The organism is Providencia sp. PROV076 (genome assembly GCF_028483405.1).
In the GTDB taxonomy this organism is placed as follows: domain Bacteria; phylum Pseudomonadota; class Gammaproteobacteria; order Enterobacterales; family Enterobacteriaceae; genus Providencia; species Providencia huaxiensis.
Map to the genome: position 1 here is coordinate 107,224 of NZ_JAMPRR010000001.1, position 16,047 is coordinate 123,270.

Genomic DNA, 16,047 nt, shown 5'->3' on the forward strand with positions numbered 1-16,047 from the left:
AAGGCTACCGTTAATAGAAGTGATACTCTGTTACAATAAGCGCCATTATTCAAATCAAAGAGCAACATAGTGTCTGTTTTTAATAACTGTCTCTAAAACGGATAATTTAATATCTATCGCCTAGTTAGGCATGGTACGTTTTAGGCAACAGACTCAACTTAATTTGCTGTTTAATCAAGGAATCAAAATGAAGAAACTGCTTCCCCTTTTAATTTCGATGAGTTTTGTGGGTCTCAGTACCAATAGCTTTGCAGAAGATTTACTACAGGTTTACCAAAAATCCAAAGAAAGTAACCCTGAATTAAGAAAATCATTAGCTGAACGTAATCAAGCTTTTGAAAAAATTAATGAATCTCGCAGCCCATTGTTGCCACAATTAGGTTTAGGTGCAGGCGCTAGCTACGGCAGTGGTTACCGTGACGCAAGAAACACTGAAAGCACAGGTTTAAATGCTTCACTGAAACTGACCCAAGTTGTGTTTGATATGTCGAAATGGCGTCAATTAACTATCCAAGAAAAAACTGCGGGTATTTCTGATGTCACGTATCAAACAAGTCAACAGCAATTAATTTTAAATACTGCAACTGCGTATTTTAACGTCTTAAAAGCGATTGACGCGTTATCTTATATTGAAGCAAATAAAGAAGCGGTTTATCGCCAATTAGACCAAGTTACACAACGTTTTAACGTAGGTCTTGTTGCCATTACCGACGTGCAAAACGCCCGTGCAAACTATGATAGCGTTATTGCACAAGAAGTTGCAGGCCGTAACGAGTTAGAAAATGCGATTGAAAAACTGCGTCAAGTCAGTGGCGTGTACTACAGCCAACTCGCCTCTTTAAATATCGACCGCTTTAAAACTAATGAGCTGGGCGATATCAACGCTATCCTAAAAGAAGCCGAAGAGCGTAACCTCAGCCTGTTAAGCGCACGTTTAGCGCAAGATGTTTCTCGTGAAAACATCCGTTTAGCAGAAACAGGCCACATGCCAACAGTTAACTTAGATGCATCAACAACAGTCACAAATAGTTACCAACACGGCAGCGGTTATAACACGCCATATGGCGGTAGTGCGAGCAACAGCTATAACGGCCAAAATAGCATTGGCTTAAATTTAAGCATTCCACTGTATACTGGTGGCGCAGTCAGTTCTCAGGTTGAACAAGCACAATATGGTTTCCAAGGTGCTAGTGAACAACTTGAAAGCGTTTACCGCAATGTGATTCAGTTAGTTCGCTCATCATTTAATAACGTATCATCGTCAATCAGTAGTATTAATGCTTACAAACAAGTCGTTGTTTCCGCACAAAGCTCATTAGATGCGATGGAGGCCGGCTATCAAGTAGGGACACGTACCATTGTTGACGTATTGACAGCAACAACAGCGCTATACCAAGCGAAACAAAATCTGTCTAATGCGCGTTACGACTACATGATTAACCAACTGAATATTGAATTTGCTCGTGGTACATTAAACGAAGACGATATTGCACGCCTAAATGCGAATTTAGGTAAAGAGATTTCAACCTCTGCAAGTAGTATTATTCGTAGTACCAATGCACCAAAAATGAACTAAAATTCTTAGTTTATTTGAAAATGATATAATGGCCCGCTTACATAGCGGGTTATTAGCCAAGTAAATCGTTTAGAATTGCTAATTTGTACTAATTGGCCCGCTTACAACCCCTTTTCATTAGCCTATGGTACAAATTCAGTGAATTCTCACTCTGTTCACTACGTTTTAGTTCAAAAAACAACCTTCGGTTAATTTATTGATATTAAATAAAAATATTATTTTACTCTTCAATAAATACTCGGCTAATTAGAAAAAAATAGCAGAAAGTTATAAAAATGATAAATTCAGCTCATTTCTCCTATATTTCTGCTTTAATTTTCAGCGGTTATCCCCTATCCTAGAGCTAACATCTAAAAACATCTTACTTAATTAAATTCAGGGTAATTACCATGACCATGAAGCGTACCAAAGATATTAATCAGAGCGCCTTCCGTAAGTCTTGGCGTTCATACCGTTTAGCGCCTGTGGCTGTTGCGGTCAGTGCCGTATTTATGCTTTCCGCTTGTGAAGAAAGCGATGAAACTGTATCACTGTACACCAACGCGCAAGATTGTAGCCAAGCGAACCCATCACAAGCCGAACAGTGCACCGTCGCTTACAATAATGCACTACAAGAAGCTGCTAAAACTGCACCTAAATATGAAACTCAGGCTGACTGTATTGCTGAGTTTGGTGAATCTATGTGTACTCAAGCCCCTGCTCAAGCGGGTCTTGCAGGCACTAGCTCAACAAATGGTGAACAAACTGCTCAAGCACAAAGTAGTGGCGGTAGTATGTGGATGCCATTAATGATGGGTTATATGATGGGCCGTATGATGGGCGGTAGCGCTGCATCACAACCATTATTCAGCTCGAAAAACCCAGCGAGCCCAGCCAACGGTAAGTTTGTTGACGCTTCAGGTAAAAGCTATGGCCCTGCCGTTGCAGGTGGTCGTTCAATGAGCGTACCAAAAACCGCCATGGCACCTAAACCACCAACAACTTCAACCGTGACTCGTGGCGGTTTTGGTGACACCGTCAATAAACAAGCGATGGCACAGCGTTCATCTTCTTCTGCAAAATCAACTTCTTCTTCCCGTTCGATGGGTGGTTGATAAGTAATGAAACGAGTTCCTATAGTAGAGCGCCCAAACTGGCGCGAGAAAGCCTCTGAGTTTGGCTTTGAATTTCATACTATGTATGGTGAGCCTTACTGGTCAGAAGATGCGTATTACCAATTCACGATGGCACAAATTGAAGAAATCGAAGATGCAACCGAACAGTTGCATCAAATGTGCCTAAAAGTGGTTGAACGTGTTGTTGAAAGCGATGAGTTAATGGCGCGTTTTCAGATCCCTAAACATTGTTGGGAATTTGTTCGCAGTTCATGGAAAAGCGAGCAACCTTCGTTATATTCTAGGCTTGACCTTGCTTACGATGGTATTAACCCACCTAAGCTTTTAGAAAATAACGCGGATACTCCAACTTCATTATATGAATCTGCATTTTTCCAATGGATCTGGTTAGAAGATCAAATTGAAGCAGGGAAATTACCTGAAAATGCTGATCAGTTTAATAGTATTCAAGAGCAATTGATCGAGCGCTTTACGCAATTAAAAGATCAGTATGGTTTTCGCTTGTTACATATGTCTTGTTGCCGTGACACAGAAGAAGATCGCGGTACCGTTCAGTATTTACAAGATTGCGCCAATGAAGCGGGTATTGCCACTGAATTCTTATATATCGACGAAATTGGTCTAGGTGAAAAAGGTGAGTTTTCGGATACACAAGATCAGGTGATTAGTAACCTGTTCAAACTATATCCGTGGGAATTTATGCTAAGAGAAATTTTCTCAACTAAATTGCAAGACGCTGGCGTGCGCTGGTTAGAGCCTGCATGGAAGAGCATCATTTCTAACAAGGCCTTATTGCCAATGTTATGGGAAATGTTCCCTGATCACCCAAATTTACTACCTGCTTATTTCGCAGATGGCAAAACCCAACCAGAACTCGAAAAATACGTCATTAAGCCACTATTTTCTCGTGAAGGTGCCAATATCCGTATTATCGAAAATGGCAAGGAAATTGCAGCCGCAGACGGCCCATACGGCGAAGAAGGTATGATTATTCAACAGTTCCACCCACTTCCACAATTTGAAGGTAGCTACACCTTAGTCGGAAGCTGGTTGGTGAATGATCAACCAGCGGGGATCTGTATTCGTGAAGATAAAGAACTGATCACTCAAGACTTATCACGCTTTTATCCACATACGATCATCGATTAATCGTATTTAAAATTAAAAGCTCAGCCCAAAACATAGCAATATGATTTGGGCTTTTTTATCAATCAATTCCATAGAAGAAAAACTTATCCTACCTGAATAGACAGCATACTTAACGATGCCGACACAATTCCTTCAATCGGTGTACTGATCTCTTCTTGCCCATCCCAAGCCCCTAAAATAGGTAAAATAGGCAAGTAATGCTCTGGTGATGGGTTCGATAATTTCCCATCCTCCCGTTCCAACCCTTTAGTCAATGGATGAGGCACTTCATGACTTTGCAGATTATCATACACAAACTTTTCAAAAGATATTGCCCATGGATACGGCTCGGCATGAGAATTTTGCCAATTCATCGCCCGTAGATTATGTACAACATTGCCACTTCCCATAATTAGTACGCCTTCTTCTCTTAGAACCGATAACTTTTTTCCGAGATCATAGTGCCAAGTAGCAGGTTTACTACCATCGATACTCAGCTGGATCACAGGAATATCGGCTTCTGGATACATACGTACTAAAATTTCCCATGTACCGTGGTCTAATCCCCACTCTTGTTCATCAAGGTGAATGGGCTCAGGAGCTAATAATGATGCAACTTGCTGAGCTAATTCAGGAGAACCAGGGGCAGGATATTCGATTTGATACAAGGCTTCGGGGAAACCACCAAAATCATGAATCGTTTGTGGTTCTAACATTGAAGTCACAGCAGTGCCACGCGTATACCAGTGAGCTGAAATCACCAAAATTGCGCTTGGCCGAGGTAAGACTTTACCGAGTTTTTCCCACGCTTGAGTGTAAGGATTATCCTCAATCGCATTCATCGGGCTACCATGGCCAATAAAAATGGCAGGGATCTTATTTTTTACCACTGAAGTATTTACCGACATGATGATTAAACTCCAACTCAATTAGTTTCTCCCTACAGCATACGCTTTTCAGCAAGAAACACAGTGGGCTAATTATGAGTATGATCATCAAATAAATTGAAAAGGCCACGAGGTGTGCAACTCAGTGGCCTTCAAGATATTCTATATGCTTAACGTACTATTAATAATTTAAATAACTTAGCTTATTAATATTTAAACTTATCAAAACCTCTATCTAGAGCTCTTCCTCTAAGAGGATCAGCTCGCTTTCTTTTCATGCTGCAAACGGTATTGCACTAAATCTTCAATCGTCACCACCGTCAAGCCATGCTGCTTACCAAATGCAGCGACTTCTGGAGTACGAGCCATAGAACCATCATCATTAGTCAACTCACACAACACACCGGCAGGTTTGAAACCCGCTAGAGTCGCAAGGTCGATAGATGCTTCAGTGTGGCCACGACGTGCTAATACCCCACCGTCACGCCCACGTAATGGGAAAACGTGGCCTGGGTGATTTAGGTCGGCAGGGACTGCGTTATCTGCAATTGCAGCACGAATAGTGGTGATACGATCCGCTGCGGAAACGCCCGTGGTAACCCCTTTCGCGGCCTCGATAGTTACCGTGAAACCCGTTTGGTTTTGGCTGGTGTTATTTTCCACCATCATCGGTAATTCGAGCAACTTACGACGCTCTTCAGTAATACAAAGACACACGATCCCACTGCTATAACGAATGGTAAATGCCATTTGCTCAGCGGTCATGGTTTCTGCTGCAAAAATTAGATCGCCTTCGTTCTCACGATCTTCATCATCGAGAACAAGAACACCTTTACCTTGGCGTAAAGCCTCGATAGCATTTTCAACACGTTCGATAGGATTACCGAATACAGAAAGTAGCGAATGATCCATGGTAAAAAACCTCTTAAATAGTTATTAACTAGTTACCAGAATCAAGGCAGTCTTAGGAATACGAGAAATGGTGAATATATAAATAGCCAATAAAAGGCATTTACCTATTCAGGTATGCAGAACACTATTGTGCGTAATAGCACAAATATGCAGATACAGTTAATTCTCTCCCATCCGGACTATAACCGTCGGCCCCAGATTCACACTGGGTCTGCTGACCTTTACCACAGAATGGTAAAGCGCTCGCGGGCTTCATGCGTGATGCATGTTTACCGCCGGTGGGGACTTTCACCCCGCCCTGAGATATACGCAATTAATATAACGCCAATAATTCAAGTTCGCAACGATGATAATCAAAATTGGCGAACGACTCACACTTTTAGTCAAAAAACATGAATAAAAACTTAGGGTTATCAAGGTTAATTTTACTGCCACAGACGAATACCAAGCTTTTTTCATCACAGATAATACACCTAGGCCTTTTCGCTAACTAATTCGAGCTAGCACAAGGCGAAAAGAGGTATTACACTACGCTTAATTATATCTTGATTAACTGAAGGACCCGCGAATGCTCGATCCGAAAAAAATTGAACAAGTTGCCCGCCAAATTCAAGGCGCTTTACCGCAAGGCGTACGCGATTTAGGTGAAGATTTTGATAAAAAACTGCGTTCACTGTTACAATCACAACTCGGCAAATTAGACTTAGTCAGCCGTGAAGAATTTGATATTCAAACTCAAGTCTTGTTACGCACCCGCGAAAAATTAGCAAAAATGGAACAACGTGTTAGCGCACTTGAAGCCCATTTAAATGTAGAAGAAAAAACGTCTGAGTAATTAAATTGAAAAAGTGACACCGACTAAGGCGTCACTTTTGTTATTTGATATTCAGCTCGCGTTCAAGCAACTGAACAATATACTGGTTTTTAGAAACATTATGTTCAGTTGTTACCGCATTTAAATAAGCCTCCAAGCGGCTTGGGTAACGCAGCGTAAATGACTTTACCGTTTCTTGTTCTTTGAACGGGTTAATCCCTTCTTTTTGGCAGCCTTCGATGTATTCCGCTAAAGATATTCGCGCTTCTTTTTTTAACCCTTCAATGCTATCAGAGACAAAATCACAGTAACCACTTACATCTAAAAACTTACCACGAAACGCTTTAATTTCAGCTTCATAGATAACAGATGCAGGATGGCCGTCTATCGTCATCACATTACTGCTTTTAATCATATTCCACCCCTATCGTATTTTCTAACCACTCACGTAACCCGTTCACCGCACCTTTATCCAGTGTATTCCCTGGATGGGGCTGATGTGTCAGGAACAAAAAACTTTGTAAAACAAACCTGCGACGTGAACCACTTCCATTCTTTATAGTGCCGCCTAAATGCTAAACTAAACTTGTTACATCGCCCCACTTGAGCCCTGATTTAGGTGGAATTGTGAGTATATCCACCATCGTTTTACGGTGCTTCGAACCCAGTTCCCTCATTTTTATCATCGTCTATTCCATGACGTCATATTGTGACGTTAAAATCTAAAACAAAAAAAATATGACGTCAATATTTGACGCCATATTGATTTTAGATAAATAAAAACCTCACTTGGCTTGAAGTTCCATAGTGAGGTTTTTTTAATAGCTAATAATAAATTAACTGGTTTTCATGATGTTCTTGATGATATTCGTTGTCGAGATACCATCTTCGAAGTTAAGGACTTTAACTTCGCCTCCAGCAGCCCACACTTCAGCACTGCCCGCGATCTCTTCAGGGCGGTAATCCCCCCCTTTAACTAAGATGTCTGGCAGAACTTCTGCGATTAAGCGTTGCGGAGTGTCTTCTTCAAAAGCAACCACCCAATCCACTGCCCCCAAAGCCCCTAGAACGGTCATACGCTGTTCTAATGGGTTAACTGGACGTGTTTCACCCTTTAAGCGGCGCGTCGATGCATCGCTATTGACCGCCACAATCAAGCGGTCGCCTAATTTACGCGCATTGGCTAAATACGACACATGCCCTGCATGGAGAATATCAAAACAACCATTCGTCATCACGACACGTTCACCGCGCTGTCTTGCATTCTCAACGGCTTGTTTTAATTCATTTTCAGTCATGACACCAAAACCAGTATCAGCGCGACCCCGGATCGCATTTTCCAATTCAATTGGCGAAACCGTAGAAGTCCCTAATTTACCAACCACCACGCCAGCTGCGGCATTGGCCAATGCGCAGGCTTCATGTAGTGGGCGACCAGAAGCAATAGACGCAGCCAATACGCCAATAACCGTATCCCCTGCCCCAGTCACATCAAACACTTCTTGTGCCTGAGTAGGTAAATGCAATGGGGCTTCATCACGGCGGATCAGGCTCATACCTTGCTCTGAACGCGTAATTAATAGTGCTTTAAGCTCCAATGAGTGAAGCAGCTTCATGCCTTTTTCTTCAACGTCTTGGTTGTTTTTACATGGCCCAACAATCGCTTCAAACTCAGACATATTTGGCGTCAATAATGTTGCCCCACGGTAGCGTTCGAAATTGTTTCCTTTCGGGTCAATCAAAACGGGAACATTGGCCTTGTTAGCGAGCGCTATCATTTTCTCAACATGCGTTAATGCCCCTTTTGCATAGTCAGACAGCACTAGTGCACCAATGTGTGGCAGTGCTTGTTCTATGCGCTCCAGTACGGGGGCAACATCCACGTTTTCAAAACCTTCTTCAAAATCAAGGCGAATAAGTTGCTGATTACGTGAAAGTACGCGTAATTTAGTAATCGTTGGATGAGTGGGAATAGCGACAAAATCACAACGCACCTGCACCGCATTTAAATTTTCAGTCAGTGCTTTTGCCGCGTCATCAATCCCAGTTAACCCAACAAGACGTGAATTTGCCCCTAACGAGGCAATGTTCATCGCGACGTTAGCCGCGCCACCGGGACGCTCTTCTACCATCGTGACTTTAACGACCGGAACAGGGGCTTCTGGCGAAATTCGGTTTGCAGGACCATGCCAATAACGGTCTAACATCACATCACCAACCACCAGCACACCGGCTTGTTTATAATCCGGGAGAGTTACTTTCATCCTGCACTCCAGTTTTAAAAGGAAATCTAATAATAATTAGCAACAATACTAGCATATTGCGCTGTTTAGCTAAATAAAATGCGTTTGTTCCTTATTCCTCAAGCCATTTTTGCCAACTCGCTAAAACTTGTTCACGTTGCTGAGTAAATTGGTTTGTTTCAACACGGCTTGGCAATGATTGTAATGCTAAGTGATGGAGTTCATTACGCATCGTGACATACGCTTGAGTTAAAGCATTCGCCTCATCTTCAGGCATGAAACCATATTGCGCCATTAGCTCGAAAATACGCACATTATCAGACCAACGTGTTAACACGTTATTTTCTGCGGCAAAACGCAAAACTAAGTATTGCGCGATAAATTCAATATCGGTGATCCCACCTGGATCCGCTTTTAAATCGAACTCATTAGCTTGATGGCTTCCTAGGTGCTGATGCATTTTCAACCGCATATCACGCACTTGTTGCTGCAAGGTGTGAGGGTCTCTTGGCATACACAACGTTTCGTGGCGAGTTTGTATAAATTTCCGTTGTAAATCCTCATCACCAAACACCATTCGAGCTCGAATGAGTGCTTGATGCTCCCATGTCCAAGCATCATTTTTTTGGTAGTCATCAAATGATTGTATTGTACTGACTAACATCCCTGACTCACCGGAAGGCCTGAGTCGCGCATCAACTTCATACAACACACCAGAAGGGGTTCGAGTACTAAACAAATGGATAATGCGTTGAGCAACACGCAAGTAAAATTGGCGTGCATCAATGGAACGTTCGCCGTTGGTGACGACATCTAAAGGGCAATCGAAAAGAAAAACGAGGTCTAAATCAGAACCATAGCCCAATTCCCAGCCACCTAGTTTTCCATAACCTAATACCGCAAACCCATATTGTTTTTTGTCACTTTGCTCGAGATGCGCTGGCTCACCATAGCGTTTTACCATTTTTTGCCACGCTTGGTGTACCACCGCATCAATAATTGCTTCTGCAAGGTAAGTCAGATGATCACTGACTTTCATTACCGGCAAAACACCTGAAATATCTTCAGCAGCGATGCGTAATAATTGAGCCTGTTTGAATTGACGTAATGCTTCAAGTTGTTGTTCTTCGTCATCTTCAGGAACGCGCATTAAATATTGGCGTAACTCGTCACGGTAGGCCGCTAGTGGCAGAGGCTGGTATAAGGATTGAGGGTCGAGCAATTCATCAAGCAACAATGGGTGGCGCGCTAACTGCTCCGCTATCATGGGTGAAGCCGCACATAAACGAATAACGTGCGTCAAAACCTCATCAAATTCAAGCATTAACTCTAGGTAAGTTGTACGGCTAACAATGCTCAATAACAGTGGTATGATGCGCTCAATGACTTGGCCTGCATCATCACGTTCACCGACTTTAGCCAATAATTTAGGCATTAATTCATCAAGAACATCCCGTCCACGAGGGCCAATGGTGCGTTTATTGAGATCATGGCGAAACATCACTATGCCGTGAATAATGCGTTGTGCAATATCTTCATTTTTAGAGGGCAAATAGGCGGCTAATTCTTCTTTCGATAATTCACTTTGCCACAGTGTGATATAAATTTCATCGAATGCATCGGTATTCTCAGTGTCATCTTCCTGGCCTATTTGCTCAGTGAATATTTGATGTACTGCCGCCATTTTCTGGCTCAAAAGTTGGTAAAACTCAGGCCAATCCGCAAACCCCATTCCCCACGCTAAGCGCGTTTGGTTTAAAGTATCTTCAGGGAGTGTTTGTGTCTGTTGGTCATCGATACTTTGCAGTAAGTTTTCGACTCTACGCAAGAAAAGGTAGCCATCTTGCAGGATATCAACTTGATCTTCAGTTAATAATGCAAGTTCTCGGATCCCTTGTAATGTTGAAAATAAGGATTGCGACTGTAAAACAGGTTCTCGCCCCCCTCGAATAAGTTGGAAAACCTGTGAAACAAATTCAACTTCGCGGATCCCTCCAGCGCCTAATTTGATGTTATTGACCAAACCACGACGCCGAACCTCTCGCTCAATCATATTTTTCATATTACGTAAGGATTGGATCACGCTAAAGTCGATATAGCGACGATAGACGAAAGGACGCAAAAGTTTTCGCAAACACGCCTCATAATGCAGGCTATCAGCCCCCATAATACGGGCTTTAACCATCGCATAGCGTTCCCAATCTCGCCCTTGTTCTTGGTAATAATCTTCTAGCGCAGAAAAACTAAAAACCAGCGGGCCGCTATCTCCAAATGGCCGTAAACGCATATCGACCCGATAAACAAAACCATACTCCGTCACTTGATCGAGTACGCGGATCAATTTTTGCCCTAAACGCGTAAAAAATTGTGCATTATCTAACTCTTTCCGGCCACCTTGGGTAACCCCATTTTCTGGATAAGCAAAAATCAGGTCAATATCTGAAGAAAAATTGAGCTCTCTGCCCCCTAACTTTCCCATCCCTAAAACCAATAGTGGCTGCGGTTTTCCTTCTGCGTTACAAGGGGTTCCCCATGACTGACTATATTCTTGATACAACCAGTCTCGCGCCGCAACAACCAAGGTCTCCGCCAATATACTGAGCTGATAAATCGTTTCTTCTTGCGTGCTTATTTCTAACACTTGCATCCATGCGCAGCGCACTAATATATAGTGGCGAAAGATGCGCAATACTCGCATCAAATGTTCTTCATGACTAACTGACGACAATTCTTGTGATAACCATGATGCATAACTTTTCCATTCATCGGCTTTCGGTGGCTGAGAACGAATTTCAAGTAAAAACTGTGAATGCACGAGTACTTTCTTGAATGCAAAATCGCTGAAAGACAGCACCTGAATTTCTTGTTCGCTTAACGGCAGTAACTCGTGAGCCTGTTCCGTTATTCGGCTTAAAACGCGTTCACCTTGGCTTTGTAATAACTCAGGAAAAGCATGCATATTATCAATACCTTAATGGGCTTCTTGATAGGTTAAAGCACTTAACCACTGGATAAAGGCTAATTTACACTTTAACCACTGGCTGCTATAGCAAAAATCCTCCGCACTGATGGTTTCATCGGCAATATCTGAACGTAATTGTTCCAGTGGCGTGTCATGGATAAAGTGAGGTACTGAATTTTGATAATGCACTAAAAATGCCTGAACAAAACGTAAAAACTCACTGAAGCCTTGGCGTGCATTGCTGCTATTTGCTAACCAGTAGTCTTCATGCTGCTGGCAAAGTAATTGCATATGCATTAATGACTTTTCTAAGGGGTGCTCTTCATAGTCAAACACCGAGTCAGGGCGAGCTAATGGCTCTTTTGACGGTGATAGCAATGAATATCCACGTGCAGCTTTGCTAAGTGATGACAGGTGCAGACCATCAATATCTGCAAATTTCTTTGCTAAATTGAGCACATCAGCAATAAAACCTTTTTTGAGTTCTAATTCAAACTCTTGAATAGGCAAATCCTTTGAACCTGCGGATATCTCTCCTTGGTCAAAAACGACTTCTATTTCGCTATCTTCAAACGTGACTAACCATTTTTCACGCGTAAAATTCGTGCTGAAAAGGATATTTAATTCAGACTTAAGCTGTGAAATGTCAGTTCCTTCGGGCCAAATTTCAGCGGGTAATGCCGCTAAATCAAGCTCTGGCGAATCTATGTCAACGTTATATTCAGGCCGTTGATGCAAACCACCTACCGCCTGTCCTGCCGTTTTCATTGTCATTTCATAGCGGCCATCACAACCTCGGATACGTAAGCCCATATCCCACTGACGTAACTGCTTATTTGCCGTATCAAAGTAGATATTGGTTAACTTCGTCGGCTCACTGTATTGGTGAGACAATGTCGATAGACACTGTCGTACAGCCTCTATTGCGGAACTCTTAGCAGCAAGTTTGAGTTCAACCTCTACGTGGCTCATACATATCCTTATTTAATTATTTCACTTCACTCATATTACCCCAATCGAGCTAAGCTGAGAAAAGAAACTGTGCGATAAACAAAAATTCTACCTGTCATATTTCTTTCAGTGAGTTATATTGAAAACAAAGTAAAAACAAGGGTAATTTAGACAGTTAGGATAGTTCTCATTCTCCTTTAGACTGTAGAGACATCTGCGTTTAGGATTTGCACCCTCGCGTTTTACTCATTAGTATTCAAATAATATAAAACTCATTCACCATCAAAAGACTGTAAATACCATGCGAAAAATTCCATTATTATTAATTTCAATCATGGGGCTAGGCCTTTCCTTAAATTCACATGCAGCAGAAAAACGTTATGTATCAGATGATTTATCCACATACGTTCATAGTGGACCTGGCACAAAATATCGTATTGTAGGTACGCTCAATGCCGGGGAAGCAGTTGAACTGCTCTCCACAGATAACAAATTTGCACAAGTTCGCGATGAAAAAGGCAGAACGGTCTGGTTACCCATTGAGCAACTCAGTAATACACCAAGTATGAAAACTCGCATTCCAGAACTTGAAGCTGAAAACCAAAAACTACGTCAACAGCTCGACAATATTGATAGCACGTGGAATACACGAACTGCAGATATGCAGCAAAAAGTCGCTGATAATGACAATATCGTCAGCCAACTAAAAGCTGAAAATGAAAAATTAAAAAATGAGTTGATCAAATCCGGCAAAAAGCTAGAAATTGCTGAGGTCAACTTAGATGATCGCCGTCGTGAATTGATTTTACAATGGTTTATGTATGGTGGTGGCGTCGCCGGTGTTGGCTTAATTTTAGGTTTGATTTTACCGCACATTATTCCACGTCGTAAAAAACGTAATGATGGTTGGATGTAATTGAGGCCATTCAAATGAAAGTCTATCTCGTGGGGGGGGCTGTACGTGACCAACTTCTTGGACTACCTATTTCAGATAGGGACTACGTGGTGGTTGGCACAACACCCGAGGCAATGCTATCTCAAGGTTTTCAACAAGTCGGAAAGGATTTTCCTGTTTTCCTACATCCAAAAACCCATGAAGAATACGCTTTAGCCCGAACAGAACGTAAAACTGGCGCGGGCTATACTGGCTTTAGCTGCTATAGCGCTCCCGATGTCACCATTGAAGATGATCTACTACGTCGCGATCTAACAATTAACGCGATAGCACAAAGTGGATCAGGCGAAATTGTTGACCCATTCCAAGGCGTAAAAGATCTCAACAACCGTATTTTACGTCATGTTTCTGACGCATTTTCTGAAGATCCTTTACGGGTCTTACGGGTTGCGCGATTTGCCGCTCGCTACTTTGAACAAGGTTTTACGATTGCGCCTGAAACATTAGCATTAATGCAAAAAATGGCCGCAACAGGGGAATTATCTCACCTCACCGCCGAGCGCGTTTGGACAGAAACCGAAAAAGCACTGAAATCAAACTCCCCACAGATTTATTTTGACGTTTTACGCCAATGTGGTGCTTTAGCCGTTCTTTTTCCTGAAGTTGATGCACTATTTGGTGTCCCAGCCCCTGAAAAATGGCACCCAGAGATTGATACTGGCATTCACACCCTAATGGTAATGAAAGTGGTTACCGAGCTATCTAACAGTGTGGATATTCGCTTTGCTGCCTTATGCCATGATTTAGGTAAAGCGCTGACACCACCGGATGTTTGGCCAAGTCACCCAAACCACGGTGAAGCAGGTATCCCATTAATAGAAGCACTCTGCGCAAGATTAAAAGTGCCAACTACCGCTCGGGACTTAGCCCGTCTAGCGGCTCGCTATCATGATAAAATCCATATTATCAATAAATTACCTGCTAATGAGCTCATTGCGATTTTTGATGGGCTTGATAGCTGGCGTAAACCAGAACGTATTGAACAACTCAGTTTAATCAGCGAGGCGGATGCAAGAGGTCGATTAGGCCTTGAACAACAAGCCTATCCACAAGGACGGTACTTCAGGCAAGCTTTTTCCATTGCACAGTCCGTTGAAGTAAAACCAATTATTGAACAAGGCTTTCAAGGCCCTGAAATCCGCCAAGAACTTACGCGACAACGTATTGAAGCCGTTGCAGGTTGGCAGCAACAACAAATCATCTAACACTCATAAAGCTGGCGGCTGAACACCGCCAGTCATCATTTAAGCGCTTTTCACGCCTCTTTCGATAACAACCCCAACCTGCTTGGCTCGCGCCACGGCTCCCGGCTTAGCGACCTTAATACGAACCCATGGGCTAGCAAATTGTGTCATCAATAATTGTGCAACTTCTTCAGCAACACGTTCTACTAACCCAAACTTGTTATTCCCTACATGAGCGAGGATAGCCTGACTAACCTTGGCATAATCTAGGCAATATTCTACATTATCGCTCATAGACGCGCGTTTGTTATCCCATCCCATTTCGATATCGAGCACGAGTTTCTGTTCAATATCTTGTTCCCAGTCATATACACCAATCGTGGTGATGACTGATAATTGCTCAATAAATACGATATCCATCACGTCATTTTCTCATTTATGTACTGAATTGATACCACTTCAGCAAAAATATGCGTATTATCCAAGACTGAAGTGAATTTATGGCCTTAACCGTTTTGGAGTTAGCTATGAGTGCAACCGCGCTTGGCATGATAATCTTCGCCTATCTTTGCGGCTCAGTTTCGAGTGCGATACTGATCTGCCGTTTGGCGAGACTACCCGACCCCCGTCAACACGGCTCTGGTAACCCTGGTGCAACTAACGTATTGCGTGTAGGCGGTAAAGCCGCCGCTGCCGGGGTACTCATTTGTGACGTATTAAAAGGGATGATACCCGTTTGGCTTGCTTATTATTTAAATGTGCAGCCATTCTATCTTGGCTTTGTTGCAATTGCAGCCTGTCTTGGGCATATATATCCCATTTTCTTTCGTTTCAAAGGCGGAAAAGGTGTAGCAACTGCATTTGGCTCAATTGCCGCTATTGGTTGGGATCTTTCTGGTTTAGTCGCAGGGACATGGTTACTTACAGTATTGCTTAGTGGTTATTCATCACTCGGCGCGATTGTCAGTGCCTTACTTGCTCCCTTTTATGTTTGGTGGTTCAAACCTGAATTCACCTTCCCTGTTGCCATGTTGTCTTGTTTAGTGTTAGTCCGCCATCACGGTAATATACAACGCCTTTGGCGCGGCCAAGAAAGCCGTATTTGGCAAAAACTGAAAAACAAAAAACAAAAAACCAATAAAGAAATAGCCCAAGAAGCCAAAGAGCAAGAACAGGATGACTGATCGTTACATTTGATTTTTCCCTAAGAAGAGCTGATTTCAGCTCTTTTTTTATGCTATTTTGCCTTGTTTAAAATTTCCCAAAAAAGCCCATCAATAACAACAGCGCGATATCCCTCCTTAAAACTGTACTGGTAGC

14 protein-coding genes, 1 pseudogene and 1 riboswitch are annotated in these 16,047 nt (G+C 42.5%); of the genes and pseudogenes, 7 read left to right on the forward strand and 8 right to left on the reverse strand.

What is annotated here, in order from left to right; translation table 11 throughout:
- The first annotated feature begins 187 nt into the window (after nt 1-187).
- From tolC to PSF67_RS00480, 3 genes are all read left to right on the forward strand, one after another.
- A complete protein-coding gene (gene tolC, locus PSF67_RS00470; protein WP_102137832.1) occupies nt 188-1,576 on the forward strand; it encodes an outer membrane channel protein TolC in 1,389 nt (462 codons plus the stop codon).
- A gap of 389 nt (nt 1,577-1,965) precedes the next feature.
- Nucleotides 1,966-2,670, forward strand: a complete 705-nt coding sequence (locus PSF67_RS00475; RefSeq protein WP_102137833.1) for a DUF1190 family protein — start codon at nt 1,966-1,968, stop codon at nt 2,668-2,670.
- Between the two features lie 6 nt (nt 2,671-2,676).
- A complete protein-coding gene (locus PSF67_RS00480; RefSeq protein ID WP_102137834.1) occupies nt 2,677-3,840 on the forward strand; it encodes a glutathionylspermidine synthase family protein in 1,164 nt (387 codons plus the stop codon).
- Nucleotides 3,841-3,923: 83 nt separating this feature from the next.
- Here PSF67_RS00480 and ygiD read toward each other — a convergent pair whose 3' ends face one another.
- Both ygiD and ribB read right to left on the reverse strand, forming a co-directional pair.
- Entirely contained in the window at nt 3,924-4,727 is an 804-nt protein-coding gene (gene ygiD, locus PSF67_RS00485) for a 4,5-DOPA dioxygenase extradiol (protein WP_272676342.1), read from the reverse strand.
- Nucleotides 4,728-4,964: 237 nt separating this feature from the next.
- Nucleotides 4,965-5,618 (reverse strand): 3,4-dihydroxy-2-butanone-4-phosphate synthase, encoded by a 654-nt coding sequence (gene ribB / locus PSF67_RS00490; RefSeq protein WP_102137836.1) that lies wholly within the window; start codon nt 5,616-5,618, stop codon nt 4,965-4,967.
- A gap of 158 nt (nt 5,619-5,776) precedes the next feature.
- Nucleotides 5,777-5,928, reverse strand: a riboswitch (FMN riboswitch).
- A 258-nt stretch (nt 5,929-6,186) separates the two neighbouring features.
- Here ribB and ubiK point away from each other — a divergent pair.
- Entirely contained in the window at nt 6,187-6,453 is a 267-nt protein-coding gene (ubiK, locus tag PSF67_RS00495) for a ubiquinone biosynthesis accessory factor UbiK (RefSeq protein WP_102137837.1), read from the forward strand.
- Between the two features lie 40 nt (nt 6,454-6,493).
- On the opposite strand, the gene PSF67_RS00500 is transcribed toward ubiK, so the two are convergent.
- The 5 genes and pseudogenes from PSF67_RS00500 to PSF67_RS00520 form a co-directional block, all read right to left on the reverse strand.
- On the reverse strand, nt 6,494-6,847 hold the full coding sequence (locus PSF67_RS00500) for a type II toxin-antitoxin system HicB family antitoxin (RefSeq protein ID WP_272530197.1): 354 nt from the start codon (nt 6,845-6,847) through the stop codon (nt 6,494-6,496).
- Nucleotides 6,840-7,118: pseudogene (locus PSF67_RS00505) on the reverse strand (type II toxin-antitoxin system HicA family toxin). Before PSF67_RS00505 ends, PSF67_RS00500 begins: the two are co-directional and overlap by 8 nt.
- A gap of 150 nt (nt 7,119-7,268) precedes the next feature.
- Nucleotides 7,269-8,696, reverse strand: a complete 1,428-nt coding sequence (hldE, locus tag PSF67_RS00510; RefSeq protein WP_272530195.1) for a bifunctional D-glycero-beta-D-manno-heptose-7-phosphate kinase/D-glycero-beta-D-manno-heptose 1-phosphate adenylyltransferase HldE — start codon at nt 8,694-8,696, stop codon at nt 7,269-7,271.
- A gap of 91 nt (nt 8,697-8,787) precedes the next feature.
- Entirely contained in the window at nt 8,788-11,634 is a 2,847-nt protein-coding gene (gene glnE / locus PSF67_RS00515) for a bifunctional [glutamate--ammonia ligase]-adenylyl-L-tyrosine phosphorylase/[glutamate--ammonia-ligase] adenylyltransferase (protein ID WP_272676345.1), read from the reverse strand.
- A gap of 12 nt (nt 11,635-11,646) precedes the next feature.
- A complete protein-coding gene (locus PSF67_RS00520; RefSeq protein ID WP_272676347.1) occupies nt 11,647-12,609 on the reverse strand; it encodes a CYTH domain-containing protein in 963 nt (320 codons plus the stop codon).
- A 280-nt stretch (nt 12,610-12,889) separates the two neighbouring features.
- On the opposite strand from PSF67_RS00520, the gene PSF67_RS00525 reads away from it, so the two are divergent.
- Nucleotides 12,890-13,504 carry a TIGR04211 family SH3 domain-containing protein gene (locus tag PSF67_RS00525; RefSeq protein ID WP_272676349.1) on the forward strand — a complete coding sequence of 205 codons (615 nt, stop codon included), beginning with the start codon at nt 12,890-12,892 and terminating at the stop codon, nt 13,502-13,504.
- A gap of 14 nt (nt 13,505-13,518) precedes the next feature.
- Nucleotides 13,519-14,748, forward strand: a complete 1,230-nt coding sequence (locus PSF67_RS00530) for a multifunctional CCA addition/repair protein (RefSeq protein ID WP_239978427.1) — start codon at nt 13,519-13,521, stop codon at nt 14,746-14,748.
- Nucleotides 14,749-14,787: 39 nt separating this feature from the next.
- Here the strand turns inward: PSF67_RS00530 and folB are convergent, their stop codons facing one another.
- Entirely contained in the window at nt 14,788-15,147 is a 360-nt protein-coding gene (gene folB / locus PSF67_RS00535) for a bifunctional dihydroneopterin aldolase/7,8-dihydroneopterin epimerase (protein ID WP_102137844.1), read from the reverse strand.
- A 107-nt stretch (nt 15,148-15,254) separates the two neighbouring features.
- On the opposite strand from folB, the gene plsY reads away from it, so the two are divergent.
- The gene (plsY, locus tag PSF67_RS00540; protein ID WP_125890346.1) at nt 15,255-15,911 is read left to right on the forward strand and encodes a glycerol-3-phosphate 1-O-acyltransferase PlsY; all 657 of its coding nucleotides are present in this window, start codon (nt 15,255-15,257) and stop codon (nt 15,909-15,911) included.
- Nucleotides 15,912-16,047: the final 136 nt, after the last annotated feature.